At 60.1% G+C, this 26727-nt stretch carries 20 protein-coding genes; 13 read left to right on the top strand and 7 right to left on the bottom strand.

Features of this window, described 5'->3' with window-relative positions:
• Positions 1-8: 8 nt before the first annotated feature.
• The 3 genes from ACYZUD_RS06975 (at position 9) to ACYZUD_RS06965 (ending at position 4633) form a co-directional block, all read left to right on the top strand.
• Positions 9-1343, top strand: coding sequence for an HlyD family type I secretion periplasmic adaptor subunit (locus tag ACYZUD_RS06975; protein WP_462025196.1), 1335 nt, complete (start codon positions 9-11; stop codon positions 1341-1343).
• A 2-nt stretch (positions 1344-1345) separates the two neighbouring features.
• Positions 1346-2710 (top strand): TolC family outer membrane protein, encoded by a 1365-nt coding sequence (locus tag ACYZUD_RS06970; RefSeq protein ID WP_462023261.1) that lies wholly within the window; start codon positions 1346-1348, stop codon positions 2708-2710.
• 69 nt (positions 2711-2779) lie between these two features.
• Positions 2780-4633 (top strand): polyurethane esterase, encoded by a 1854-nt coding sequence (locus ACYZUD_RS06965; RefSeq protein ID WP_462023259.1) that lies wholly within the window; start codon positions 2780-2782, stop codon positions 4631-4633.
• A gap of 118 nt (positions 4634-4751) precedes the next feature.
• Here the strand turns inward: ACYZUD_RS06965 and ACYZUD_RS06960 are convergent, their stop codons facing one another.
• A complete protein-coding gene (locus ACYZUD_RS06960; protein WP_462023258.1) occupies positions 4752-4976 on the bottom strand; it encodes a YgdI/YgdR family lipoprotein in 225 nt (74 codons plus the stop codon).
• A 272-nt stretch (positions 4977-5248) separates the two neighbouring features.
• On the opposite strand from ACYZUD_RS06960, the gene ACYZUD_RS06955 reads away from it, so the two are divergent.
• The 4 genes from ACYZUD_RS06955 to ACYZUD_RS06940 all read left to right on the top strand — a co-directional run bounded on the left by ACYZUD_RS06955 (position 5249) and on the right by ACYZUD_RS06940 (position 12174).
• Positions 5249-6853, top strand: coding sequence for a VRR-NUC domain-containing protein (locus tag ACYZUD_RS06955; RefSeq protein WP_462025195.1), 1605 nt, complete (start codon positions 5249-5251; stop codon positions 6851-6853).
• Positions 6850-9129, top strand: coding sequence for an ATP-dependent DNA helicase (locus ACYZUD_RS06950; protein WP_462023257.1), 2280 nt, complete (start codon positions 6850-6852; stop codon positions 9127-9129). Before ACYZUD_RS06955 ends, ACYZUD_RS06950 begins: the two co-directional genes overlap by 4 nt.
• Positions 9130-9256: 127 nt before the next feature.
• Positions 9257-10165 carry a zeta toxin family protein gene (locus tag ACYZUD_RS06945; RefSeq protein ID WP_462023256.1) on the top strand — a complete coding sequence of 303 codons (909 nt, stop codon included), beginning with the start codon at positions 9257-9259 and terminating at the stop codon, positions 10163-10165.
• 86 nt (positions 10166-10251) lie between these two features.
• A complete protein-coding gene (locus tag ACYZUD_RS06940) occupies positions 10252-12174 on the top strand; it encodes a hybrid sensor histidine kinase/response regulator (RefSeq protein ID WP_462023255.1) in 1923 nt (640 codons plus the stop codon).
• Positions 12175-12183: 9 nt separating this feature from the next.
• Here the strand turns inward: ACYZUD_RS06940 and ACYZUD_RS06935 are convergent, their stop codons facing one another.
• From ACYZUD_RS06935 to ACYZUD_RS06910, 6 genes are all read right to left on the bottom strand, one after another.
• The gene (locus ACYZUD_RS06935; protein WP_462023254.1) at positions 12184-12429 is read right to left on the bottom strand and encodes a hypothetical protein; all 246 of its coding nucleotides are present in this window, start codon (positions 12427-12429) and stop codon (positions 12184-12186) included.
• A 92-nt stretch (positions 12430-12521) separates the two neighbouring features.
• Positions 12522-12998, bottom strand: coding sequence for a hemerythrin domain-containing protein (locus ACYZUD_RS06930; protein WP_462023253.1), 477 nt, complete (start codon positions 12996-12998; stop codon positions 12522-12524).
• A gap of 253 nt (positions 12999-13251) precedes the next feature.
• Positions 13252-13479 carry a hypothetical protein gene (locus ACYZUD_RS06925; RefSeq protein ID WP_462023252.1) on the bottom strand — a complete coding sequence of 76 codons (228 nt, stop codon included), beginning with the start codon at positions 13477-13479 and terminating at the stop codon, positions 13252-13254.
• Positions 13480-13735: 256 nt separating this feature from the next.
• Positions 13736-15079, bottom strand: a complete 1344-nt coding sequence (locus ACYZUD_RS06920) for a cation:proton antiporter (protein WP_462023251.1) — start codon at positions 15077-15079, stop codon at positions 13736-13738.
• Between the two features lie 164 nt (positions 15080-15243).
• Positions 15244-16101, bottom strand: a complete 858-nt coding sequence (locus ACYZUD_RS06915) for an SDR family oxidoreductase (protein WP_462023250.1) — start codon at positions 16099-16101, stop codon at positions 15244-15246.
• Between the two features lie 178 nt (positions 16102-16279).
• Positions 16280-17434: a MalY/PatB family protein gene (locus tag ACYZUD_RS06910; protein WP_462023249.1), complete on the bottom strand. Its 1155-nt coding sequence runs from the start codon at positions 17432-17434 to the stop codon at positions 16280-16282.
• Positions 17435-17745: 311 nt separating this feature from the next.
• On the opposite strand from ACYZUD_RS06910, the gene fdnG reads away from it, so the two are divergent.
• The 6 genes from fdnG to selB all read left to right on the top strand — a co-directional run bounded on the left by fdnG (position 17746) and on the right by selB (position 26721).
• The gene (fdnG, locus tag ACYZUD_RS06905; protein WP_462023248.1) at positions 17746-20811 is read left to right on the top strand and encodes a formate dehydrogenase-N subunit alpha; all 3066 of its coding nucleotides are present in this window, start codon (positions 17746-17748) and stop codon (positions 20809-20811) included.
• A complete protein-coding gene (gene fdxH, locus ACYZUD_RS06900) occupies positions 20812-21747 on the top strand; it encodes a formate dehydrogenase subunit beta (RefSeq protein ID WP_462023247.1) in 936 nt (311 codons plus the stop codon).
• Positions 21744-22397, top strand: a complete 654-nt coding sequence (locus ACYZUD_RS06895; protein WP_462023246.1) for a formate dehydrogenase subunit gamma — start codon at positions 21744-21746, stop codon at positions 22395-22397. The genes fdxH and ACYZUD_RS06895 overlap by 4 nt, the downstream gene beginning before the upstream one ends.
• Positions 22398-22402: 5 nt before the next feature.
• The gene (gene fdhE, locus ACYZUD_RS06890; RefSeq protein WP_462023245.1) at positions 22403-23329 is read left to right on the top strand and encodes a formate dehydrogenase accessory protein FdhE; all 927 of its coding nucleotides are present in this window, start codon (positions 22403-22405) and stop codon (positions 23327-23329) included.
• A 64-nt stretch (positions 23330-23393) separates the two neighbouring features.
• Complete coding sequence (selA, locus tag ACYZUD_RS06885; protein ID WP_462023244.1) at positions 23394-24812, top strand: L-seryl-tRNA(Sec) selenium transferase; 1419 nt, start codon at positions 23394-23396, stop codon at positions 24810-24812.
• A 1-nt stretch (position 24813) separates the two neighbouring features.
• Positions 24814-26721: a selenocysteine-specific translation elongation factor gene (gene selB / locus ACYZUD_RS06880; protein WP_462023243.1), complete on the top strand. Its 1908-nt coding sequence runs from the start codon at positions 24814-24816 to the stop codon at positions 26719-26721.
• Positions 26722-26727: the final 6 nt, after the last annotated feature.

Below are 26727 nucleotides of genomic sequence, written 5' to 3'. Positions count from 1 at the left end.
GCGCACAGATGAACAGTCAAAACGAAGCGACGATGGAACACGACTACATCGCCGAACGCCCTGAGCGCGATGCACGTTATTTCGCCCGCATGGGCTGGATTCTGGCGATCGTCGGCGCTGGAAGTTTCTTCACCTGGGCCAGTCTGGCGCCGCTCGACCAGGGCATCCCGGTACAAGGCACGGTGGTGGTGTCGGGCAAGCGCAAAGCCGTGCAGTCGATGAGCAACGGCGTGGTAAGCCGGATTCTGGTACGCGAAGGTCAGGTGGTAAAACAGGGTCAGCCGCTGTTTCAGCTCGACCGGACTCAAGTCGCCGCCGACGTGCAATCCCTGCAAGCGCAATACCGCATGGCCTGGGCCAGCCTGGCGCGGTGGCAGAGCGAGCGGGACAATCTCAAGCAAGTCAATTTCCCCGCCGAGCTGAGCAACGATCCCGACCCGCGTCTGGCGTTGGTGCTGGAAGGCCAACGGCAATTGTTCAGCAGTCGCCGCGAAGCGTTTTCCCGCGAACAGGCCGCGTTGCGCGCCAGCATCGAAGGCGCCGGCGCGCAACTGGCCGGCATGCGCCGTGCCCGCACGGACCTGGATGCCCAGGCCAGTTCCCTGCAACAACAACTGAGTAATCTTCAGCCCCTGGCGGACAACGGCTACATCCCGCGCAACCGGCTGATGGAGTACCAGCGTCAACTGTCGCAGGTGCAGCAACAATTGGCAGAAAACACCGGCGAAAGCGGCCGGGTGGAGCAGGGCATCCTCGAATCGCGTCTGAAACTGCAACAACATATCGAGGAATACCAGAAAGAAGTCCGCACTCAACTGGCCGACGCGCAGCTCAAAAGCGTGACCCTGGAAGAGCAACTGACCTCCGCCGGGTTCGATCTGCAACACAGCGAAATCATCGCTACGGCCGATGGTATTGCGGTCAACCTCGGGGTTCATACCGAAGGCGCGGTGGTGCGCCAGGGTGAAACCCTGCTGGAGATCGTTCCGCAAGGCACCCGTCTTGAGGTGGAAGGGCACCTGCCGATCAATCTGGTCGACAAGGTCGGCACGCACCTGCCGGTGGACATCCTGTTTACTGCGTTCAATCAGAGCCGCACACCGCGCGTTCCGGGTGAAGTCAGCCTGATCTCCGCCGACCAGATGGTCGACGAAAAAACCGGTGCGCCGTATTACGTGCTGCGCAGCAGCGTCAGCGAGCAGGCCATGGAAAAACTCAACGGCCTGGTGATCAAGCCCGGTATGCCGGCAGAAATGTTCGTGCGCACCGGCGAGCGTTCGCTCCTCAACTATTTGTTCAAGCCGCTGCTCGACCGGGCAGGCTCCGCGTTGACCGAGGAATAAGGATGTTCCGCTGTATGAATAAGCTTTCCATGCTCGCGGCGAGTGTCGTATTGCTGACCTGCAACAGTGCGCTGGCCATGGGGCCGTTCGACATCTACGAACAAGCGTTGCGCAATGATCCGGTGTTCCTCGGCGCCATCAAGGAACGCGACGCAGGCCTTGAAAACCGCGCCATCGGCCGCGCCGGGCTGTTGCCGAAACTGGGTTACAACTACAACAAGGGGCGCAACACCTCCAAGGTCACCTACCTCAATGAGCGCGGGCAGAACCAGAGCGATGATCGCAACTACAGCAGCTACGGCTCGTCATTGACCTTGCAGCAACCGTTGCTCGACTACGAAGCGTACGCGGCGTATCGCAAAGGCGTGGCGCAATCACTGTTCGCCGATGAGAACTTTCGCGGCAAGAGTCAGGAATTGCTGGTGCGGGTGCTGGAGAACTACACCAAGGCGCTGTTCGCTCAGGATCAGATCGACATTGCCCTGGCCAAGAAAAAAGCCTTCGAGCAACAGTTCCAGCAGAACGAGCAGATGTTTCGTCAGGGCGAGGGCACACGCACCGATATTCTCGAGGCCGAGTCGCGCTACGAACTGGCGACCGCCGAGGAAATCGAGGCGCGCAACGAACAGGATGCCTCCCTGCGGGAACTGGGGGCGCTGATCGGTGTGCCGGCCATCGACATTGCCGACCTCGCGCCCCTCGATCAGAACTTCCAGACCTTCACCCTGCAACCAGCCAATTACGACACCTGGCATGAGATCGCAGTGGCCAACAACCCGAACCTGGCTTCCCAGCGTCAGGCGCTGGAAGTGGCGCGCTACGAGGTTGAGCGCAATCGTGCCGGGCACCTGCCCAAAGTCAGCGCCTACGCCACGGTTCGGCAGAACGAGTCGGAGAGCGGCAACACCTACAACCAGCGCTACGACACCAACACGATCGGTATCGAAGTCAACGTGCCGCTGTATGCCGGCGGCGGGGTTTCGGCCTCGACCCGTCAGGCCAGCCGCGCCATGGAGCAGGCCGAGTACGAGCTGGACGGCAAGACCCGGGAAACCCTGATCGAGCTGCGCCGGCAGTTCAGCGCCTGCCTGTCGGGGGTGAGCAAGCTGCGGGCCTATCAGAAAGCCCTGAGTTCCGCCGAAGCCCTGGTGGTTTCGACCAAGCAAAGCATCCTCGGTGGTGAACGGGTCAACCTCGATGCGCTGAACGCCGAACAACAACTCTTTACCACCCGCCGGGATCTGGCCCAGACCCGCTATGACTATTTGATGGCGTGGACCAAGCTGCACTACTACGCCGGGACCTTGAGTGAACAGGATCTGGCCAAGATTGACGAGGCGTTCGGACAGGGACCTAGGACGCCGTAACCCCTGAACATCGCAGCCCTGTAGCGCGGACTATCTCTGACAATTCCAACAAAGAGAGAGGCAATACCCATGGGTGTGTATGACTACAAAAACCTTGGCACAGCAGATTCCAAAGCGTTGTTTACCGACGCCATGGCCATCACGCTGTACTCCTATCACAACCTCGACAACGGTTTTGCCACCGGTTACCAGCACAACGGCTTTGGCCTGGGCTTGCTGGCGACGCTGGTGACGGCACTGATCGGCGGCGCCGACTCCCAGGGTGTCATCCCCGGCATTCCATGGAACCCGAATTCAGAAAAAGCCGCGCTGGAGGCCGTACAGAAGGCCGGCTGGACGCCGATTACCGCCTCGCAATTGGGCTATGACGGCAAGGTCGACGCGCGCGGAACGTTCTTCGGCGAGAAGGACGGTTACACCAGCGCCCAGGTGGAAATCCTCGGCAAGTACGACGCCCAGGGCCATCTCAGCGAAATCGGCATTGCTTTTCGTGGCACCAGCGGCCCTCGGGAAACGCTGATCAGCGATTCGATCGCCGACGTGATCAACGACCTGTTGGCGGCGTTGGGCCCTGAGGATTATGCGAAGAACTACGTGGGTGAAGCCTTCGGTAACTTGCTCGGCGACGTTGCTGCATTTGCCCAAGCCAATGGCCTGTCGGGCAAGGATGTGCTGGTCAGCGGCCACAGCCTCGGCGGGTTGGCGGTCAACAGTCTGGCGGATTTAAGTAACGACCAGTGGGCCGGGTTCTACCAGGACTCCAACTACATTGCCTACGCGTCACCGACCCAAAGCGGCACCGATAAAGTGCTGAACGTCGGCTACGAAAACGACCCGGTGTTCCGCGCGCTCGACGGTTCCTCGTTCAACCTGTCGTCGGTGGGTGTGCACGATGCCCATCAGGCGTCGGCGACCAACAATATCGTCAGTTTCAACGATCACTACGCTTCGACGGCGTGGAATGTGTTGCCGTTTTCCATCCTCAACATCCCGACCTGGATCTCACATCTGCCCACCGGTTACGGCGATGGCATGACGCGGGTACTGGAGTCGAAGTTCTACGATCTCACCCGCAAAGACTCGACCATCGTCGTCGCCAACCTCTCGGAATCGGCCCGCAGCAACACTTGGGTCCAGGACCTCAATCGCAACGCCGAAATCCACAAGGGCAGCACGTTCATCATCGGCAGCGACGGCAGCGACCTGATCCAGGGTGGCAAGGGCAATGACTACCTGGAAGGTCGCGATGGCAACGACACCTTCCGTGACGGTGGCGGTTACAACCTGCTGTTGGGCGGCAAGGGCAGCAACGTGCTCGATTTGCAGCAGTCGGTGAAGAGCTTTGATTTCGCCAATGACGGCGCCGGCAACCTGTACGTCCGCGACGCCAATGGCGGCATCAGCATCACCCGCGACATCGGTAGCATCGTCACCCGGGAACCGGGATTTCTCTGGGGACTGTTCAAGGATGACGTGACCCACAGCGTTATGGCGAATGGTTTGGCGGTCGGGGGCAACCTGACTCAGTACGCATCGACGGTGAAGGGCAGTGCGGGCGTCGACACGCTGAAGGCACATGCCGGCGGCGATTGGTTGTTCGGCCTGGACGGCAACGATCACTTGATTGGTGGCAAGGGTAACGATGTGTTGGTCGGCGGGGCAGGTAATGACCTGATGGAGTCGGGGGGCGGGGTCGATACGTTCCTGTTCAGTGGCGCGTTTGGCCATGATCGGGTGGTGGGCTATCAGGCGAACGACAAACTGGTGTTTATCGGGGTTCAGGGTGTGACGCCGAATGATGGCTACCGGGCCCATGCCACGGCGGTAGGGCAGGACACGGTGCTGACGTTTGGCAATGACTCGGTGACGTTGGTCGGGGTTGGGCTGGATAGTTTGTCGGGTGCGGGGATTGTTATTGCCTGAGGGTGATGTGGCGCCAGTAAGGGCCTCATCGCGAGCAGGCTCGCTCCCACAGTGGATCTCCAGTGAACGCAGATCTGTGTGGGAGCGAGCCTGCTCGCGATGAACGATAACGCGGTCCTCAGTCCTCCTTGCGAATCGTGGACACGTCGTCGGCCTTGACCTTCACTTTCGCCCCGGAAATATCTTCGAACTCGAAAAAGCCGTCATCGGTCCTGGTGTTCGGCATGTCCTTGGTCAAATACTGGGTGCCGTTCTGCAGCGTCACGACCGTTGGCGTCGAGCAACCGGCCAGGGCCAGGAAGGCCGCTACCGCCAGGGGCAGGCCCAGAGTCTTGATATTCATAACCACCTCTCATCCTTCAAAAAAACAGCGCGACAGCCTCGAACTAAATCCATCGTCACTGTACGTCTTACGCGATTGGTGCGATGGAATGGCAGAAAGTTCGACAGTCACCCGAAAAATGATCGAATAGCTTCGCCACTTATCCTTTTCCGTTTGCACCGGACGGGTCGTAGCTGGTATCTGTACGCATAACCAGTATTCGTTCGCCATGGCCCTGTTTTCCTGTGACCGCTAATCCTCTCGACGATCCGTTCTATTACTTGAACAACTTCATGCAAGTGCTTGATTGGCATGAGCATCGCTATGCCGATGTATTGAGTGTCGAAGAGCAAGGCTTCATCCGCGAATTCAATCGCCTGCCCCGGGAGTCCAGGGCGTTGCTGGTCCGGATGGTGATGCGCAAGGGGATTCATTTCAGGGCGAGCAAACTGCATTACGTCGAGATCGGTGACACCGCCATCGCCGCCGCTCCCTTGCTGGAGCTGGGCTGGATCGACGAGCAAATGCCACTGTCGCTTGAAACGGTGTTCGAGGTACTGCTCAAGTCGGAAGTGCTTCAGTGCTTTGGCGACGCCATCGATCAACCCAAGGGTAAAAAGACCGATTGGCTGCCGGCGCTGAGCGAGCAGTTTTCCGAGGCTTGCAGTTTCGCCCACTGGTGCCCGGCGTTGGCCGATCGGCTGTTCAGCCTGACCATCATGGGCCTGTGTGATCGCCTGCGGTTGATGTTTTTCGGCAACCTTTATCAGGACTGGTCGGAGTTCGTGCTCGCCGATCTGGGCATCTTCACCTATGAAAAAGTCGAGTTTTGCGCCGATTCCCGAGGCTTGCGCAGCCGCGAGGATGTGGATGCCTGCCTCTTCCTTCACACCTGTCAGCAACTATTTGAGGCCGGCGAAGCGGTGGCGGACATTGTCGAGCAGATCAACGGGCTGGCGCTGACCAATCCCTGGCTGCAAAAGCGTCGCGCAAAGCTGCTGTTCCAGATCGGTCAATATTGCGAGCGCATGGCGGACTTCTCCACGGCCCTGAGCCTTTATCGCGATTGCGCCTGGCCCGGTGCGCGGACGCGGCTGATTCGCGTGCTGGAGCGCTGCGGCGAGTATCAACTGGCCCTGGACCTGGCCGTCCATGCCGAGCAGTCACCGGAAAGCGCCGCCGAGCAGCAACAACTGCTGCGCGTGCTGCCCAGGCTACGGCGCAAACTCGGCGGCCCGGCAATGAAGCGTTCGTCTCCTCGGGAAATGCTGCGCCTGGACCTGCAACTGCCTCGAACCGACCCGGCGCTGTCCGTGGAGTTCTACGTGCAGGCACACCTGACGGAAGAGTCGGCGCCGGTGCATTACGTCGAGAACAGTCTGATCAACTCGCTGTTCGGGCTGCTGTGCTGGCCGGCGATCTTCGCGCCCTTGCCGGGAGCGTTTTTTCACCCGTTTCAGCGGGGGCCGGTGGACCTGCTCAATGAAGACTTCCATACCCGCCGCGCCGAGCTGTTCCGGGATTGCCTGGCCGAACTCGATGACGGGCGTTATGTCCAGACGATCCGTGAACGTTATGCCGCCAAGTGGGGCGTGCAATCACCGTTCGTGTTCTGGGGCGTGCTGAGTGAAGCGCTGCTGGATCAGGCGCTCGATTGCCTGCCCGCCGAACACCTCAAGCACTGGTTCAACCGCCTGCTGCTGGACATCAAGGCCAATCGCGCGGGCATGCCGGACCTGATCCAGTTCTGGCCGCAGCACAAGACCTACCGCATGATCGAAGTCAAAGGCCCCGGCGATCGGCTGCAGGACAACCAGTTGCGCTGGCTGGAGTTCTGCCACGAGCACCAGATGCCGATTGCCGTCTGTTACGTGCAATGGGCGGAGCAGAGCGCTTGAGCTACAGCATCGCAGTGCGGGCGTTGTGTGAATTCACCGCCAAGGTCGGCGACCTCGACCTGCGCTTTACCCCGTCGCCGACCGCGCTGGAAGGCATCGTCGGGCACCGCACGGTGGCGTCCCGGCGCAGTGAGGGTTACCAGAGTGAAGTCGCGCTTGAGGGCTTGTATCAAACGTTGAAAGTAAAGGGCAGGGCAGACGGCTACGACCCTGCGCAAAACTGCCTGGAAGAAGTCAAAACCTATCGCGGCGACCTGGGCAAGCAACCGGCCAACCATCGTCAGTTGCACTGGGCCCAGGCGAAGATCTACGGCTGGTTGATGTGTCAGAAGCTGAATCTGGCGCAGATCAATCTGGCGTTGGTGTACTTCGACATCGTCAGCGAAAAGGAAACCTGTCTGGTCGAGGCCTTCAGCGCTGCGGAGCTGGGGCAGTTCTTCGAACTCCATTGCGGTTTGTTCCTGTACTGGGCCGAGCAGGAAACGGCCCATCGCGAAGGACGCAATCGGGCGGCGCAGCAATTGGCGTTCCCCCATGCCAACTTTCGTCCGGGACAGCGCCATTTGGCGGAATCGGTGTTCAAGGCCGTCAGCACCGGCCGTTGCCTGATGGCACAGGCGCCGACCGGTATCGGCAAGACCGTCGGCACACTGTTTCCGATGCTCAAGGCCCTGGCGCCGCAGCAACTGGACAAGGTGTTTTTCCTCACGGCGAAAACCCCGGGGCGCAAACTGGCGCTCGATGCGGCGCAAGTGATCCTCGACAGCGCCGATGCGCCACCGCTGCGAGTGCTGGAGCTGATTGCCCGGGACAAGGCATGCGAGCATCCGGACAAAGCCTGCCACGGCGAGTCCTGCCCGTTGGCGCAGGGTTTCTATTATCGCTTGCCCGCCGCTCGCCAGGCCGCCAGCGAGCTGACGTTGCTGAACCAGAATGCCTTGCGCGAGGTTGCCCTCAAACACGACGTCTGCCCTTACTACCTAAGCCAGGAAATGGCCCGCTGGGCAGACGTGGTGGTCGCCGATTACAACTATTATTTCGATTTCAGCGCGCTGTTGTTCGGGCTGGCTCAGGCCAACAACTGGAAAGTCGCGGTGCTGGTGGACGAAGCCCACAATCTGGTGGAGCGCGGTCGGCAGATGTACAGCGCCAGCCTCGACCAATCGACCCTCAACGGGGTGCGAAAAACCGCCCCTGACGCATTGAAAAGACCCTTGCAGCGGGTCAATCGTGAGTGGAACGCCCTGCATGACCTGCAACTGGGTCCCTATCAGGCTTACGACACCCCCCCGGAAAAACTGCTTCAGGCATTGTCGTCTTGCAGCGCCAGTATCGGCGACTACCTGAACGATCATCCCCAGGGGCTGGACAGCGCACTACAGAACGTCTACTTCGACATGCTGCAATTTTGCCGGGTGGCCGAACTCTTCGATGAGCAGTTCCTGTTCGACATCAGCAAGCGCGACCTCGACCGCAAGCGCAACCTGTCGCAGCTGTGCCTGCGCAACGTGGTGCCCGCCGGTTTCATCCGGCCGCGCCTGACGGCTGCGCGCAGCACCGTGCTGTTTTCCGCGACGCTCAGCCCTCGCCATTACTACGCCGATCTGCTGGGGACACCGGTGAACACGGTGTGGATTGACGTGGAATCGCCGTTTCACGCTGACCAGCTGCAAGTACATATCGTCAGCCAGATCTCTACACGGTTTGTCCATCGCCAGTCGTCCCTGGCGCCGATCGTCGAGCTGATCGCCCGGCAGTTCAGCCAGCGCCCCGGTAACTACCTGGCGTTTTTCAGCAGTTTCGATTATTTGCAGCAAGTGGCGCAGTTGCTGGCCGAGAAGCATCCGCACATCAATCTGTGGTCACAGTCCCGAGGCATGGGGGAAGGGCAGCGTCAGGACTTTCTCGATCAGTTCACCGCTGACAGTCAGGGGGTCGGTTTTGCAGTGCTGGGCGGGGCGTTTGGCGAAGGCATCGACTTGCCCGGCGCACGACTGATCGGTGCGTTCATCGCGACCTTGGGATTGGCTCAACTCAACCCGGTCAACGAGCAATTGAAACATCGCATGGCAGCGATTTTCGGTGCCGGTTATGACTACACCTACCTGTTTCCTGGCGTGCAGAAAGTGGTTCAGGCGGCGGGAAGGGTGATCCGTACCCAGCAGGATCAAGGGGTGGTGATGCTGATCGATGACCGGTTTGGCGACAGCAAGGTCAAGCAATTGCTACCGCGCTGGTGGTCGGTTGCTCCGACGTTTTTGTACTCCGTTGAGTAGGATTTTTTACTTTAAAAACATCGATATATCTTGAAAGATACGGCCATTTGAACAAACCGCCAAAGCACACTTTATTCAAAGGGCTGGTTATCACTTTCTTTCGATTCTTTGATAAGGAAATCAAGGTATGTCAGAAGCACCGAAATATTCGTACACCCCTGAGCAGGTCACGGCCGCATTCGATGAAATAGCAGCGACGCTGTTCAGCGGCAAGACTGCCGAGACAATCCCCAAGATGCTGGTCATTGCGGGATTACAGGGTTCAGGCAAAACCTATCTGCTGGAAAAGGCGCTTTTGCCTTCGAAAAGCTACGACAATTATGTTCGTCTGTACCTGCCCGAATACCGAAAAAAACATCCCCAATACGAAGAGATGATCAAGCTCGGTGTCTTGCATGCGTACGAGCATACGGAAGCCTTTGTTCGGGAAGTCAGCACGAAGATCCATGCGCAGGCATTCACTGGCAAATACAACATCATCATGGAATGTGCGTTCGACAGTATCGATTTCGCAGCCTTTCCACCGTTGGCGACCGCCGCGGGCTATCAGTTCGAGACCCACATCGTCGGCTGCACTCAAGAGTTTGCTCATGTGTCGAGCATCAAACGAGCGCTCAAAAGCCTGGAAGACCAGGAAATGGAAAGGTTTGTCACGGTATCGAAGCTGGATGCGAGCATGAGTAATGCGCAAGCGATTATCCTGGCCTTCGAAACGGCGGCAAAGGCAATCAGTGGCTCGCAAATCACCCTGTACGAACGCGGCTTTGGCGCGTTGAACGAGCGAACCTTGCTTGCCCAGAGCACTTACTCCAAAGCTGCCGACGGTTCCGTCACCACAACGACAACCAAGATAGATTTTGCGTACAACGTTTACTCCAGCATTATCGATAATCATGTCTTCGCAATTCGGGACCGCGACGAGGTTTTAAAAGAATGCCACCAGGCGTTGCATAAAACCCAGACCCACGCCCGGCATGTCCCTGGCGTTGTCTACAACGACCTTTACGCCTATATCATCAAATACGTAAACCGATAACGCTTTGCATCGAGATGCGCTTTGCGACTTTCCAAAAGTCCGGTTTGTCGCATACTCCAGAAAAACAATCATGACGTGAGGGATCAATGAGCGAGGATCGAAGCAAAGCCACCGCCATCGATGACAGTCGTTTTCGCCTGTTGATCGATGCAGTGATTGACTATGCGATCTACATGATTGATCCCGACGGCATCATCACCAGCTGGAACACGGGTGCCAGGCGTTTCAAGGGGTATGAGGAGGCCGAGATTCTCGGTCAGCACTTTTCGCGCTTTTACACCGAAGACGATCGCCGTGCCGGTTTGCCCCAGAAGGCGCTGGACACGGCGATTCGGGAGGGGCGTTTCGAGGGTGAAGGCTGGCGGGTCCGCAAGGACGGTACGCATTTCTGGTCCCATGTGGTGATCGATCCGATTCGCGATTCGTCGGGCACGTTGCTGGGGTTCGCCAAGATCACCCGGGACCTGACCGACCGCAAGATGGCTGAAGAAACCCTCAAGCAAAGCGAGCAACAATTCCGGCTACTGGTTCAAAGCGTCACGGACTATGCGATCTACATGCTTGCCCCGGACGGTCGCCTGACCAACTGGAATCCGGGGGCTCAGCGCATCAAGGGCTACTTGCCCGAAGAAGTCATCGGCCAACACTTTTCGCTGTTTTACACCCCGGAAGACCGCGAGGCCGGCGAGCCGCAACGGACGCTGGACATTGCCGTACGTGAGGGGCGATTCGAAAACAAGGGCTGGCGAGTCCGCAAGGACGGTACGCGATTCCTGGCACATGTCGTGGTCGACCCGATTTGGGGCGACACCGGCATGTTGCTCGGTTTTGCCAAAATCACCCGTGATATCACCGAAGTCACACAAGCCCAACAGGCCCTGGAGCAAACCCGTGAAGCACTGTTCCAGGCGCAGAAAATGCAGGCCATCGGTCAACTCAGCGGAGGCATTGCCCACGACTTCAACAACTTGCTGACGGTCATCCTCGGCAATCTGGAAATCGTCCGCAAGCGAGTGGGGGACGATTCGAAAATTACCCGATTGGTGGACAACGCCACTCAGGGAGCCTTGCGTGGCGTAACCCTCACCCAGCGCATGCTAGCCTTTGCCAGGCGTCAGGAGCTCAAGACCGAATCCGTTGAAATACCGTCGCTGGTGCAAGGGATCAGCGGTCTGTTACGTAGCTCCCTTGGGCCTTCCGTGGTACTCGAAACCCGCTTTTCACCCGCACTTGAACCGGTCCTGGCCGACATCAATCAGCTGGAGCTGGCGGTACTGAACCTGGCGACCAACGCCCGTGATGCAATGCCCCATGGCGGGAAAATCGTTATCAGTGCCCGGACGGAAGAAGCCGGCGAGCAACCCCGATCCACCCTGAAGGCCGGCCAATTTGTCTGCCTGAGTGTCAGCGATACCGGGGAGGGTATGGATGAGGCGACGCTAGCCTCGGCGATGGACCCGTTCTTCACCACAAAGGGGCTTGGCAAAGGCACGGGCCTGGGGTTGTCGATGGTTCATGGCTATATCGAACAACTGGGCGGGAGATTCATTCTAAAGAGCCAGAAGGACAAGGGCACAACCGCCGAGCTGTGGATACCCATCGCCACGTCGGCTTCGGTTGCCAAGGCCCTTGCCGAGAAAGACACCGCACCGCGTGTGCCTCGCCTGTGCGTGCTGGTGGTGGATGACGACAGCCTGGTGTTGACCAGTACCTGCCTGTTGCTCGAAGACCTGGGCCATCGAGTGATCAGTGCAGTGTCCGGGGCGCAAGCGCTGGAAGCGCTCGACGACGGACAAACCATCGATCTGGTCATCACCGACATGGCCATGCCGCAAATGGATGGCGCGCAACTGGCGCAGGCTATCCGGAGCATGAAGCCGGACTTGCCGATCATCCTGGCGACCGGTTATGCCGAGCGACTGGAAGGCTTCGCTGCCAGACTTCCGCGCCTTTCCAAACCCTTTACCCAACTCAATCTGGTGGAGATCATCGGGTTGGCGATGAAATGACCGATGCGTTTAATGGTCCGGCGCAGACCCTGCATTCTTCTTGAAACCGCGTAAGTTCATGGCACACAGGCAAAACTGCAGGACGATCAGCGCGTAAGCGTGCGTGTGGTAACCCCAGATCACCCACAAGATATTGCTGGCGATGAAACAACTGAAGCCCAATACCCTGCGCGACGGCTGTTGCGAGCCAATCCACCATGCCGCCAGCACCGTGACCAGCATTGCCGGCCATTGCACCCAATCCAGATAGTCCATTGCAGACTCCTTGTAGTGCCCATTCAGTTGTTGTTTTCGGTACGCCAGATACCAAAAGGCCCGGCAGATGCCGGGCCTTCTGCTATCCAGCCTTAAGCCGCCAGATTGGCCGCGCTCATTTCTTTTTTATACCGGGCTTTCAAGCTTTCCATTTGCGCGCCCAACTCGTCCAGAGTGGCTTTACCCAGACGTTTTTTGGCCTGAGGAAACATTTCCGTTTCTTCCTCTTCGATATGGTGCTCCAGCAGTTCCTTGACCACTTTCACGCGACCGGCAAATTCCGGGGTCGACGGGTCAGTGACTTTCAGGTCTGGCAGCACCAGCGAATCCACGGTGCGGTGTTCTTCCTTGGCTTCGTAGTACATGACGTCCTGCTCCTTGCCCCCCGCCTTTTTATACGCCGGGTACAAGACTTCTTCTTCGAGACGGGTATGGATAGCGATCTCCATTTCCAGCTTGGCCAGCAACTCCCCGCGTTTTTTAACACCACGCTCAGTGGATTCGCTCAATTGGGTCAGGATGCCTTTCACACGTTCATGGTCAGCTTTCAACAGGTCTATGGCGTTCATGGTCGAGTCTCTCAACTAGTCAGGGGTGAGCGCGAACGGTCTCAAGGCCGAAAGTCGCTTCTGGTCCTGGAGCATTTGTCGTGCCGGGTTCAACCCTCCGATGGTCTCTATATAAATCAATGAGTTGAACTCGCTGATGGCGAACTGCGGTCGTGCAGGCTGCATGAGTCTGGAATTTGACTCATGCAGTTCGCAGTGACGTTATAGGGGGCTGGCAATGAAAAGCCCGGCGACTGGCGCCGGGCTTGTAAGGTCATGCCCTGGATTCGACGGGCTCGCGCAAATGATGTGTGTTGTTGATGGACATCGGGATCGGTGGGAAATCCTCGTTGAGCAGCCGCAAGTGCTCGATCGCTTCCTCGAACTTCAAATCGGCCTTCCTGCGCATCGCCTGATAGCGATCAAACAGCTCCACATCCATATCGCCGCTCTCGAGCAACTCAAAAGCGCAGCGGCTCAGCGCCTGGGCTTCTTCGAACATCCGACGATTACCTTCCAGGGCGAATGCCCGGCAGGCTTTGATTTCATCGGAAGTGGAATATTGAATCATGACCAGCGCCTTATTTTTCGAGGTTCCTTTTCATAGGCATCGACGCCGCAGGGGAACCGAACCTGGCGAGTCCCACCGTGCAAATTCAGGGTGGGATTAAGCGTGTGACTGGCCGGATCGCCAAAGAATTTCAAATTTATGAGAGGGGAAAATCGATAGGTCCAGCGTTAAAAGCGCTGGTTAAAAATCAAATACTTTGTTTCTTCCGTCGCTCATACCGGGCGAGAACAGGTTGCGTACTGATCCCGTGGAGCAGGATGCTCAGCGCGACCACGGACAGCGTCAGGTCGGTACACAGGGTTGCCACTGACTGACCCAAGCCGTGATTCACGGCATAAAACAGGTAATACAGGCTGCCTATACCGCGAATGCCGAACCAGCCGATCAACATCCGTTGCCGACCATCCATCAAACCACCCCACGGGAGGGCAATGACGCTCAGCGGCCGGATCAGGCAAAACAGCACGCCACCGATCGGCAGGGCTCGCCAGTCCCAGTGAGCGATCAGCACCACGCCGAGCAGCGTCACCAGAAACACCTCCATCGCCCGTTCCACGAGGCTGCCGAAGGCAAGCATGTCGCCCATCATGATTCCCGCGGCGACCTGAGTGTCTTCAAGGTTGTCGGTATCACCATGAACGGCGTGCTGCGGATCGACGTTCTGATGACCGACAACCGGCTGAACCAGGTGTTCGGCGGGTGGTTGCGCGTGGCCGGTGGATTTGGCCTCTTCCTGGCGCAAACCGAGGCCGGCGGCGAACACCGACAGGAAGCCGTAGGCGTGAATCGACTCCGCGCCGACATACGCCAGGGCTATCAATGCGAGGGCGAGGTAATCGTTTGGAGAAAGTGTGCTGTCATCATTTTTGATCCGCAGCGACAACGTCAGGCGGCCAATGCCACGCCCCATCCAGTAGCCGGTGAGTAAACCGGCGGGCACGGCCCACAGCAGGCTGCGCAGCGCCCAATCGCCCAGCCAGCCGGGATTGCCGTCGTGCTGCAGCAGGAGCAACCCAAGGATCACGAACGGGAAGGCGATCCCGTCATTGAGCCCGGCTTCACCGGAGAGGCCAAACCGCACGCTGTCGTCATCCCGGGCGTCGTTGACTTGCACCAGGGCCGCCAGTACCGGGTCGGTGGGCGCCAGAATCGAACCGATCAGCACGGAGGCGCCCCAGGACAACTCGAAACCGTAGTGCAACAGCAGGCTGACGCCAGCAATGGTCAACACCATTACCGGACCGGCCAGGCCGAATGCGATACGCCAGTTTTTATCCCTGAGCGGCAAGCGCAGTTTCAGACCGCAGACGAACAGCGAAAACAGCACCGCGACTTCTGTCAGGTGCTCCATCCAGGTGGAGGCGTCGGCCATGTCCAGTTTCAGCAGCCCAAGCCCCGCCGGCCCGATGGCGACGCCCAGCACCAGACACACCGCCGACGTGGTCACCGGCATCCAGCGCAGGTACGACGAGGTCAGCGCCAGCGTCAGCAGCACCGCACCCAACACAGCCACCCATAAAATGAAACTCATGCTCTGTACTCACCGGGTGGGTGCCGCGATGTAGGGCCTCTGGCGATCAACCGACGGTCGCGCGCAGGTATTCAGGGGGCCGCACGTTGACCTCCAGATATCGAAAGGCCCGCCACAAGTGGGCCTATAAAATGTGGAGTTCTGGAACTGGCGCTGGGTTCAATTTAAAGCATCGGTTTTCCGCCGGTGATCCCATACCGCTGACCCGTGATGTAGCTGGCTTCATCCGACGCCAACAGCACATAAATCGGTGCCACTTCTACCGGTTGCCCCGGCCGCCCGAGCGGGGTCTGTCCACCAAAGTTCTGCACTTCCTCATCGGGCATGGTCGAGACGATCAGCGGCGTCCAGATCGGCCCTGGCGCCACGCAGTTCACCCGAATGTTCTTCGGCCCCAGCATTTGCGCCAGGCCGGCGGTGAAGTTGGCGATCGCGCCTTTGGTGGTGGCGTAAGGCAGGAGAGTAGGTTTGGGCGTGTCCGAATTGACCGAACTGGTGTTGATGATCGAACTGCCGGGTGTCATGTGCTTTAGCGCGGCCTGACAGATCCTGAAAATGGCCGTGATGTTGACATCGAAGGTCATCACCCACTCTTCGTCCGGGATGTCTTCGAAGTTTTCGTGGGTCATCTGGAACGCGGCGTTGTTGACCAGCACATCGATCCGGCCGAAGCGTTCGACCGTCTTGTCCACCAGGGCCTGGCAGTGCGCTTTCTGCGCCAGGTCACCGGACAGCAACAGGCACTGACGGCCGGCCTGTTCGACCCAGCGCGCGGTTTCCTGTGCATCTTCGTGTTCATTGAGGTAAGCAACGACGACATCGGCGCCTTCGCGGGCGAAGGCAATGGCGACCGCGCGACCGATGCCGCTGTCGGCGCCAGTGATCAGGGCGATCTTGCCGTCCAGCCGGCCCGAGCCTTTGTAGCTTTGTTCGCCGCAGTCCGGGTAGGGGTCCATTTTCTTTTGAGAGCCGGGAACTGGCTGGCTCTGTTTCTTGAAGGGGGGTTTCGGATAGTCAGTCATCGGGAAATCTCCGATCTCAAGGCAGAGGAGTCAAAAGGGTGGACCCCGGTCTTTTGCCTTGAGTTCGGTTGGATTTCATGTCGCGAAAAATCAAAAGATCGCAGCCTTCGGCAGCTCCTACACAAAATTGCATACACCTTGTAGGAGCTGCCGAAGGCTGCGATCTTTTGATCTGGATTCAGATTTTTCGATTACGCAAACTGCGCTCCATCCGCGCAATCCCTTCCTCAAGCAACGATCGCGGGCAGCCGAAGTTCAGGCGCACGAACTGTTGGCTGTCATCGCCGAAATCCAGGCCAGGGCTGAGCCCGACCTTCGCCTGCTCCAGGAAGAACTGCTGCGGATTCTCCAGTCCCAGCGCCGAGCAATCGAGCCAGGCCAGATAAGTGCTCTGCGGCACGTTCATGGTGACGCCCGGCAGCCGCGTGCGAATCGCGTCGACCAGGTAATCACGGTTGCCTTGCAGGTAGGCCATGAGTTCGACCAGCCACGGCCCGGCTTCGCTATAGGCAACGCGGGTGGCTTCCAGCCCCAGCGGGTTGACGCTGTCGACCAGACCGCAGCGGGCATGGTTGACCCGCTCGCGCACGGCCCGATCCTGAATGATCATGAACGACGTTTTCAGGCCGGCGATGTTGTAGGCCTTGCTCGCCGACATCAGCGTGATGGTGCGTTTGGCGATCTGCGGGCTCAACGAAGCGACCGGCACGTGCACGCGCCCGTCGAAGCACAGTTCGGCGTGGATCTCGTCAGAGACGATCCAGGCATCCTGTTCCAGGCAGATTTCGGCCACCGCTCGCAGTTCTTCCCGTGGGAACACCTTGCCCAGCGGGTTGTGCGGGTTGCTCAGCAGCAGGGCGCCGCCGCCGGCCAGCGATTCGCGCAAGGCATCGAGCGGGGTGGCATACGTACCGTCAGTCATCGTGTCGAAATTCAGTTCAACCTTGTTCAGCCCCCAATGACCCGGTGCATGGCGCAGCGGCGGGTAGTTGGGTGTCTGAACCACAACGTTCTGTTGCGGCTGGACCAGTGCATGCAGCGCCATGTTGAAACCCGACTCCACGCCGGGCAGGAAGATCAGTTCCTGAGGTTCGACGCGCCAGGCGTACTTGTTCCAGAGATCGGCGACGATGGCGTTGCGCAAGTCATCCTGAGCCACGCTGTAGCCGAGCAACGGGTGTTCCAGACGTTTTTGCAGGGCCTGGATGATCACCGGCGGCGCGGCGAAGTCCATGTCCGCGACCCACATCGGCAACACGTCGGCCGGGTACCGGCTCCACTTGGTACTGCCAGTGTTGTGGCGGTCGAACACCTGATCAAAATCGAAAGTCATGCTCATCTCATAAAGGCCGGGATTAATTCGGCAGACATGATAAGCGCCAAGCCCTGTGGGAGCGAGCCTGCTCGCGAAAGCGGCTTTCCAGTCGCGATTGATGTCGCCTGATACACCGCGTTCGCGAGCTGGCTCGCTCCCACAGGGTGTGTGCGTTGGCGGGTATCGGGGATTGTCCGGCGGTCGGTTTTCACACAGTCCGTAACAGCATTGTCTACAGTTTCAAGTGTCGGTAGCCAAGCTGCCGTCACCGTGATCGTCCAGAAAACCCCGGCAAAAGTACCGGGTCTCCACCTGATCAGGAGTGCACGATGGACCTCAACCGTCGTCAGTTCTTCAAGGTCGCTGGTATCGGCCTTGCGGGCTCGAGCCTGGGCACGCTGGGCATGGCCCCGGCGCCGGCCTTCGCCGAGCAGGTGCGCCACTTCAAGCTTGCCCACACTCATGAAACCCGCAACACCTGTCCGTACTGCTCGGTCGGCTGTGGCGTGATCATGTACAGCCAGGGCGATGCCGCCAAGAATGTCGCGCAAAACATCATCCACATCGAGGGCGACGCCGACCACCCGGTCAATCGCGGCACCCTGTGCCCCAAAGGCGCCGGCCTGCTGGACTTCATTCACAGCCCTGGCCGCCTGCAATACCCTCAAATGCGCAAGCCGGGCAGCACCGAATGGACGCGCCTCTCCTGGGATGAAGCGCTGGATCGCATCGCCGACCTGATGAAGGCCGACCGCGACGCCAACTTCATCGAGAAAAACGCCCAGGGACAAACGGTGAATCGTTGGTTGACTACCGGTTTCCTCGCGGCGTCCGCGGCGTCCAATGAAGCGGGTTACATCACCCACAAGGTCATTCGCAGTCTCGGCATGCTGGGGTTTGATAACCAGGCGCGTGTCTGACACGGCCCGACGGTGGCAAGTCTTGCCCCGACGTACGGCCGTGGTGCCATGACCAATACCTGGACCGATATCGCCAACGCGAACCTGATCCTGGTGATGGGCGGCAACGCAGCAGAAGCGCACCCGTGCGGCTTCAAATGGGTGACCGAAGCCAAGGCGCACAACGCGGCGCGGCTGATCGTGGTCGACCCGCGATTTACCCGGACGGCCTCGGTGGCCGATTATTACGCGCCGATTCGCACCGGCACCGATATCGCCTTCATGGGCGGGCTGATCAACTACCTGCTGACCGAAGACAAGATCCAGCACGAGTACGTGCGCAACTACACCGACGTGTCGTTCATCGTCAAGGCAGGGTTTGGTTTCGAGGACGGCATCTTCAGCGGCTACGACGCGGCCAAACGTATCTACGCCGACAAGTCCGGCTGGGGCTATGAACTCGGTGAGGATGGCTTTGTCAAAGTCGACCCGACGTTGCAAGACCCGCGCTGCGTCTACCAACTGATGAAGCACCATTACAGCCGCTACAACATCGAACTGGCGAGCCAGATTTGCGGCATGCCGGTCGATGCCATGCAGAAAATCTGGGAAGAAATCGCCACGTGCTCGCAACCGGGCAAGACCATGACGATTCTCTATGCCCTGGGCTGGACGCAGCACTCGATCGGCTCGCAGATCATTCGCAGTGCGGCCATGGTGCAACTGTTGCTGGGCAACGTCGGCATGCCGGGCGGCGGCGTCAACGCGTTGCGTGGGCACTCCAACATCCAGGGGCTTACCGACCTGGGCCTGTTGTCCAACGCGCTGCCGGGCTACCTGACGCTACCGGGCGACGCCGAGCAGGATTACGCCGCCTATATCGTCAAACGCACGCAAAAACCGTTGCGTCCGGGGCAGCTGTCCTACTGGCAGAATTACAGCAAATTCCACGTCAGCCTGATGAAAGCCTGGTACGGCGCCAATGCCACGGCGGACAACCAGTGGTGTTACGACTATTTGCCGAAACTGGACATCCCCAACTACGACATCCTCAAAGTCTTCGACCTGATGGGCCAGGGCAAGGTCAATGGCTATATGTGCCAGGGCTTCAACCCCATCGCCGCGTTGCCCGACAAGAACCGCGTCATGGCGGCGCTGGCCAAGCTGAAATGGCTGGTGGTGATGGACCCGCTGTCCACCGAAACCTCGGAGTTCTGGCGCAATGTCGGCCCGTACAACGATGTGCAAACCGAGGGTATCCAGACCGAGGTGATTCGCCTGCCCACCACCTGTTTCGCCGAAGAGGACGGTTCGCTGGTCAACAGCAGCCGCTGGCTGCAATGGCACTGGAAAGGCGCCGACGGCCCTGGCGAGTCGCGCACCGACGTGCGGATCATGAGCGAGCTGTTCATCCGTCTGCGTCAGCGCTACCAGGCCAATGGCGGCGCGTATGCCGAGCCGATCCTCAAGCTGTCGTGGCCGTACAAGATCGCCGATGAGCCTTCGCCGGAAGAGCTGGCCAGGGAAATCAACGGCTATGCCACGACGGACTTCACCGATGCGACCGGTGCGGCCATCAAAAGCAGCGCGCAACTCGCTGGTTTCGGCCAGCTCAAGGACGACGGCAGCACCGCTTCCGGATGCTGGATTTTCTGCGGCAGCTGGACCGAGACGGGCAACCAGATGGCCCGGCGCGACAACAGCGACCCCTACGGCATGAAGCAACACCAGGGCTGGGCCTGGGCCTGGCCAGCAAACCGACGGATTCTCTACAACCGCGCCTCTTGCGACCCGCAAGGCAAGCCGTGGGACGAGAAAAAACGCCTGGTGTGGTGGAACGGCAAGGTCTGGGGCGGTACCGACGTGCCGGACTTCAAGGCCGACTCGCCACCGGAAGCCGGGATGAATCCGTTCATCATGAACCCCGAGGGCGTGGCGCGTTTCTTCGCCGTCGACAAGATGAACGAAGGCCCATTCCCCGAGCACTACGAACCGTTCGAGACGCCGATCGGCATCAACCCGCTGCATCCCGAAAACAAGAACGCCACCAGCAACCCGGCGGCACGGATCTTCGATTCGGTGTGGGACTCCCTCGGCGTGGCCAAGGATTACCCGTACGCCGCCACCAGTTACCGCCTGACCGAGCATTTCCACTTCTGGAGCAAGCATTGCAAGCTCAACGCGATTTCCCAGCCTGAGCAGTTCGTCGAGATCGGCGAGGTGCTGGCGAAAGAAAAAGGCATCGTCGCAGGCGACAGGGTGCGGGTCAGTAGCAAGCGCGGGCATATCGAAGCAGTGGCGGTGGTGACCAAGCGGATCCGTCCGCTGCAGGTCAACAATCAGGTGGTGCACCAGATCGGCATCCCGTTGCACTGGGGTTTTACCGGCCTCACGCGTCACGGTTACCTGACCAACACCTTGGTGCCGTTCCTCGGCGATGGCAACACCCAGACCCCGGAATCCAAGTCATTCCTGGTCAACGTGGAGAAAGTCTAAATGGCCAGCCAAGACATCATCGCCCGTTCGGCCACCACCACCGTTTCGCCTTCGGTGCGCAATCAGGACGAAGTGGCCAAACTGATCGACACCACCAAATGCATTGGTTGCAAGGCCTGCCAGGTCGCCTGTTCGGAATGGAACGAGCTGCGCGATGACGTCGGTCACAACCTCGGCACCTACGACAATCCCCAGGACCTGACGGCAGAAACCTGGACCTTGATGCGTTTTACCGAGCATGAAACCGATGCCGGCAATCTGGAATGGTTGATCCGCAAGGACGGCTGCATGCACTGCGCCGAGCCCGGTTGCCTGGCAGCGTGCCCGAGTCCGGGGGCGATCATCAAGCACGCCAATGGCATCGTCGATTTCGACCAGGACCATTGCATCGGCTGCGGTTATTGCATCACCGGTTGTCCGTTCAATATCCCGCGGATCTCGCAAAAGGATCACAAAGCCTACAAATGCACGCTGTGTTCGGACCGGGTGGCCGTGGGGCTGGAACCGGCCTGCGTGAAGACCTGCCCGACCGGTGCGATTGTGTTCGGCACCAAGGACGATATGAAGGTGCACGCTGCCGAGCGCATCGTCGACCTCAAGAGCCGGGGCTTTGAAAACGCCGGTCTGTACGACCCCGAGGGGGTTGGCGGCACGCACGTCATGTACGTGTTGCACCACGCGGACACGCCCGTGCTCTACGCCGGTTTGCCGAACCACCCGGCGATCAGCCCGTTGGTGGACCTGTGGAAAGGCGTGAGCAAACCCTTGGGGTTACTGGCCATGGGCTTGGCGGTGCTGGCCGGGTTCTTCCACTACGTGCGCGTCGGACCGCAGTTGGTCGAAGAGGATGAGCTTCCCGGCACCGTCGATCCCGCGGTACATGAAGTCGATCCATCGGTACACATTTACGATCCGAAGGGCGAGGACAAGCCATGAACGACAAACCGATCCTGCGCTACACCTCAAACCAGCGCACCAATCACTGGCTGGTGGCGATTCTGTTTTTCATGGCGGGGCTGTCGGGGCTGGCGTTGTTCCATCCGGCGCTGTTCTGGCTCAGCAATCTGTTTGGCGGCGGACCGTGGACGCGCATCCTGCACCCGTTCATGGGCGTGCTGATGTTTGTGCTGTTTCTCGGGCTGGTGATTCAATTCTGGCGCGCAAACTTCTTCATCAGCAACGACCGACTCTGGCTCAGGCGCATCGACCGGGTGATGCGCAACGAAGAGGAGGGCGTGCCGCCGATCGGCAAGTACAACCCCGGGCAGAAGTTGCTGTTCTGGACCTTGCTGGCCTGCATGCTGGTGCTGCTGTTCAGCGGGCTGGTGATCTGGCGCGCGTACTTCAGCGAGTACTTCGGCATCACCAGCATTCGCTGGGCAATGCTGCTGCATGCGTTGGCGGGATTTGTGCTGGTACTGAGCATCATCGTTCACATCTACGCCGGTATCTGGATCAAGGGCTCGGTCAGCGCCATGTTGCATGGGTGGGTCAGCCGTGTCTGGGCGAGGAAGCATCATGCGCTCTGGTACCGGGAAGTCACCCGCGACGAGCATCCTGACCGCCCGATCAGCAAAAAAGGATAATCCCCTTGGCGACAATTCTTGAGCCCGGAGAGATCGAAGCGGCGGCGAGTTCACCGCCGTTTCTGTACCTGCCGCCGCACAACCTGTTCACCTTGCGGGCGCTGCGCCTGGAAAAACTCGCTGACGGACATCCCCTGGCCGATTACCTGCGTCTGGTGGCCGGTCTCTGCCACGTGCAGCAACGTCTGCTGGATGATCCTCCCGTGACCACGATGCCGGCCCCTGAACGACTGAAGGTTTGCCAGCAGCACGGCTTGCCACCGTTCGCCGCCGACAGTCTGGTGCGCGAGGAGGCTTGGTTGCCTTATCTCGACGCGCTGTTGCAGCGTTATCAGGCACCGCCGCAACCCGCCGTGGAAAACGCCGTGGCGACCTTGCGCAGTGCCAGCGTCGGGCAGCGCAAGGCTTGGGCAATTGCCTTGGTCTGCGGCCAGTTCACGCTGTTGCCGAGCGCATTGGTGCCGTTTCTCGGCGCTGCGTTGCAGGCCGCCTGGAGTCACTGGTTACTCAGCACACCGAATCTTGAGCTGAAGCCCGGCAACAGCCTCAGCCAATGTCCGGCCTGCGGTTCGCCCGCCATGGCCGGGGTGATTCGCCACCGTGGCAAGCACAATGGCTTGCGCTATCTGGTGTGTTCGCTGTGTGCCTGCGAATGGCATGTGGTGCGGGTCAAATGCGTGTATTGCGAACAAAGCAAAGGCCTTGAATACGTCAGCCTCGATGACGGCCGCCACGCTGCCAATCAGGCCCCATTGCGCGCGGAAGTCTGCCCCGGCTGCCGCAGCTACCTGAAATTGCTGTACTTGGAAAACGATGCCGAAGCCGAGGCGTTGTCGACGGACCTGACCAGCTTGATGCTGGACATGCGTCTGGAGCAGGAAGGTTACTTGCGCCCGGCGCCGAATCTTCTGCTCGCACCCGCAGGTGATTGAGCTTATCCCTTCGAGCTCAACGGCTACACTCAGGCGCGACGGTCAACGTTTGCAGGAGCGCCTGATGTCCTCCACCTCCGCCAGCCAACCCCTGCGGCTGCCTTCCATCGACAGTTTGTTGCGTCATCCCGCTTGCCAACCCTTGGCTGAACGCTATGGGCGTGACGCGCTGCTGGCCAGCCTGCGGCAATTGCTCGATGACTTGCGCGAACCGGTTCATAACGGGTTGGTCAAGGGTGCAGAAGTCACGCCGCAAGTCCTGGCCGGGCGGGTCGGCGAACGCTTGGCCATCCAGCACCGCAGTAACGTGCGCCGGGTGTTCAACCTCACTGGCACCGTGCTGCACACCAACCTCGGTCGGGCGTTGCTGCCGGACGAAGCCATCGAAGCGGTGCAGCTCGCTGCCCGTTATCCACTCAATCTGGAATTCGATCTGCACAGCGGCAAGCGTGGCGACCGTGACGATCTGATCGAAGGCCTGATCCGCGAGCTGACCGGCGCCGAAGCGGTGACCGTGGTCAACAACAACGCCGCCGCCGTGTTGCTGACGCTCAACAGCCTGGGCGCGCGCAAGGAAGGCATCATTTCCCGGGGCGAACTGATCGAAATCGGCGGCGCTTTCCGGATACCCGACATCATGGCCCGGGCCGGCGTCAGGCTGCATGAAGTGGGGACCACCAATCGCACGCATGCTCGTGACTACGAAGCTGCCATCGGTCCGCGCAGCGGCCTGGTCATGCGGGTGCATGCCAGCAATTACAACATCGAAGGTTTCACCGCCCGGGTGCCGACCGCCGAGTTGGCGCAACTGGCCCATCGACACGGCTTGCCGCTGCTCGAAGACCTCGGCAGCGGCAGCCTGCTGGACCTGACCCGCTGGGGCTTGCCCGCCGAACCGACGGTGCGCCAGGCACTGCTCGATGGCGCGGACATCATCACCTTCAGCGGCGATAAATTGCTGGGTGGTCCGCAAGCCGGGCTGATTGTCGGCCGCAAGGACCTGATCGCGAAGATCAAGAAGAATCCGCTCAAGCGTGCGTTGCGCGTCGACAAACTGACCCTGGCCGCCCTCGAAGCCGTGCTGGGCCTGTACCGCGACCCGGATCGACTGGCCGAGCGCTTGCCGAGTCTGCGGCTGCTGACCCGACCGCAGGCCGATATCCTCGCCCAGGCTGAGCGTCTGCAACCGTCACTGGCCCACGTGTTGGGCGAAGGCTGGCAGGTCAGCGCAGTGCCAGCGCTGGGCATGATCGGCAGCGGCAGTCAGCCGGTGGCTCGATTGCCGAGCGCTGCCTTGTGCCTGCGACCGCACACGTCCAAACGCCTTCGCGGACGACACTTGCACGGCCTGGAAGCCGCCCTGCGTGCCTTGCCGATTCCGGTACTCGGGCGCATCGATGACGACGCGCTGTGGCTGGACCTGCGACAACTGGACGACGAGGCGGCATGGCTGGCACAACTCGATCGATTGCAGGAGCCGTAGGGTGATCGTCGGCACCGCAGGGCACATCGACCACGGCAAGACGTTATTACTCCAGGCGTTGACCGGCCAGACCGGTGATCGTCGCCGCGAAGAACGCGAACGGGGCATGACCATCGACCTCGGTTACCTCTACGCGGCGCTGGAACCTGGCTCAGCCCTGACCGGTTTTATCGATGTGCCCGGCCATGAACGCTTCACCCACAACATGCTGGCCGGGGCGCAGGGCATTGATCTGGTGCTCCTGGTGGTAGCGGCGGATGACGGCGTCATGCCCCAGACCCGCGAACACCTGGCCATTGTCGAATTGCTGGGCATTCCTCGGGCACTGATCGCAATCACTAAATGCGACCGGGTTGATCCGGCCAGAGTGCAGACTGTCCGCGAACAGATTGAGACGTTACTGGCGCACGGACCATTGGCTGGCGCGCCCCTGATCGCACTGTCGAGTGTGACCGGGGAGGGTGTCGAGACACTGCGCCAGGCCCTGCTCGATGCACAAAAAGAAGTCCTTCAACGCAGCACAACCGGCGGCTTTCGCCTGGCCATTGATCGGGCTTTCAGCGTGGCCGGCGCCGGTATCGTGGTGACCGGCACGGCGTTGTCCGGGCAGGTTGCGGTCGGCGATACGCTGCTGCTCGGTCCGCAGGGCAAGCCCGTAAGGGTGCGAGGCTTGCATGCGCAGAATCAGCCCGCCGACGCCGCATTTGCAGGCCAGCGAGTGGCGTTGAACCTGAGCGCCGAGCGCCTGGCACTGGAGCAGATTCACCGTGGCCACTGGCTGTTGGCCGAATGGCTGTATGCACCCACCCAGCGCGTGGACATCGCGATGCAATTGCTGGCCAGCGAACCCAAGCCCTTCGAGCACTTCCAGCCCGTGCATGTTCACCTGGGGACTCAGGACGTGACGGGGCGGGTGGCGTTGCTGGAGGGTTCCAGCCTGGCGCCGGGTGAGCGGATGTTCGCGCAACTCCTGCTGAATGCGCCGGTGCAGGCGGTGAAGGGCGATCCCTTGATCCTGCGCGACCAGAGCGCCCAACGCACCCTCGGCGGTGGCCGGGTGCTGGACCCGTTCGCGCCGACCCGACAGCGCCGAAGTTCCGAGCGATTGGCGCAGCTACAGGCACTCAACATCACCGGCAACCTGGAGGAGGTCCTGCCCGCGCTGCTCGCCCACAGTGACACCGGCCTCGATCCGCAGCGACTGGAGCGTCAGTTCAACCGTCCTCGTGAGCGCTGGGTTTTACCCGACGATGTACGGTTGATCAATACGCGCCAAGGGTCGTTGCTGTTCAGCGCGGCTCGTTGGGAAGCCCTGAAAGCACCGCTGCTGGAGCAACTCGCCCGTTTTCACCAACTTGAACCGGATCAAATGGGGCCGGATAGAGATCGCCTGCGCCGATTCGCCGGTACTGCGCTGGACCGCCCGACATTCATCAGCCTGCTCGACGAATTACTGGCAAGCGGCGCCCTGGTCGCCAGCGGGCCGTGGCTGCATTTGCCCGATCATCAGGTGCGATTAAGCGAGGAGGACGAAGCCCTGTGGCAACAATTGCAGCCGTTGTTCGAACAGGCGGGTTTCAATCCTCCGTGGGTGCGCGACCTTGGCCACAACGAGACGACGGTGCGCTTGCTGTTGCGCAAGATGGCGCGGTTGGGACTGCTGCACCAAGTGGTCCGCGACCTGTTTTATACCGACGCGATGTTGCGTCGATTGGCGGCTATGCTAGTGCAACTGGCCACAGAGAACCCGGTGATTCAGGTTTCGGCGTTTCGCGATGCGGTGGGCCTCGGTCGCAAGCGCAGCATCCAGATTCTCGAATACTTCGACCGGCTCGGCCTGACCCGACGCATTGGCGACAAGCGCCAGATACGTCTCGACAATGCGCTGGCACAACGCCCAGATCACTGACTTCAA

It is taken from the genome of Pseudomonas sp. XS1P51, assembly GCF_054897845.1.
This window is presented reverse-complemented; position numbering and strand designations above follow the sequence as displayed.

Coding starts and splice junctions, on each gene's coding strand:
- ACYZUD_RS06975 (WP_462025196.1), top strand. CDS start 9: ATGAACAGTCAAAACGAAGCGACGATGGAACACGACTACATCGCCGAA.
- ACYZUD_RS06970 (WP_462023261.1), top strand. CDS start 1,346: ATGTTCCGCTGTATGAATAAGCTTTCCATGCTCGCGGCGAGTGTCGTA.
- ACYZUD_RS06965 (WP_462023259.1), top strand. CDS start 2,780: ATGGGTGTGTATGACTACAAAAACCTTGGCACAGCAGATTCCAAAGCG.
- ACYZUD_RS06960 (WP_462023258.1), bottom strand. CDS start 4,976: ATGAATATCAAGACTCTGGGCCTGCCCCTGGCGGTAGCGGCCTTCCTG.
- ACYZUD_RS06955 (WP_462025195.1), top strand. CDS start 5,249: ATGCAAGTGCTTGATTGGCATGAGCATCGCTATGCCGATGTATTGAGT.
- ACYZUD_RS06945 (WP_462023256.1), top strand. CDS start 9,257: ATGTCAGAAGCACCGAAATATTCGTACACCCCTGAGCAGGTCACGGCC.
- ACYZUD_RS06940 (WP_462023255.1), top strand. CDS start 10,252: ATGAGCGAGGATCGAAGCAAAGCCACCGCCATCGATGACAGTCGTTTT.
- ACYZUD_RS06935 (WP_462023254.1), bottom strand. CDS start 12,429: ATGGACTATCTGGATTGGGTGCAATGGCCGGCAATGCTGGTCACGGTG.
- ACYZUD_RS06930 (WP_462023253.1), bottom strand. CDS start 12,998: ATGAACGCCATAGACCTGTTGAAAGCTGACCATGAACGTGTGAAAGGC.
- ACYZUD_RS06925 (WP_462023252.1), bottom strand. CDS start 13,479: ATGTTCGAAGAAGCCCAGGCGCTGAGCCGCTGCGCTTTTGAGTTGCTC.
- ACYZUD_RS06920 (WP_462023251.1), bottom strand. CDS start 15,079: ATGAGTTTCATTTTATGGGTGGCTGTGTTGGGTGCGGTGCTGCTGACG.
- ACYZUD_RS06915 (WP_462023250.1), bottom strand. CDS start 16,101: ATGACTGACTATCCGAAACCCCCCTTCAAGAAACAGAGCCAGCCAGTT.
- ACYZUD_RS06910 (WP_462023249.1), bottom strand. CDS start 17,434: ATGACTTTCGATTTTGATCAGGTGTTCGACCGCCACAACACTGGCAGT.
- fdxH (WP_462023247.1), top strand. CDS start 20,812: ATGGCCAGCCAAGACATCATCGCCCGTTCGGCCACCACCACCGTTTCG.
- ACYZUD_RS06895 (WP_462023246.1), top strand. CDS start 21,744: ATGAACGACAAACCGATCCTGCGCTACACCTCAAACCAGCGCACCAAT.
- selA (WP_462023244.1), top strand. CDS start 23,394: ATGTCCTCCACCTCCGCCAGCCAACCCCTGCGGCTGCCTTCCATCGAC.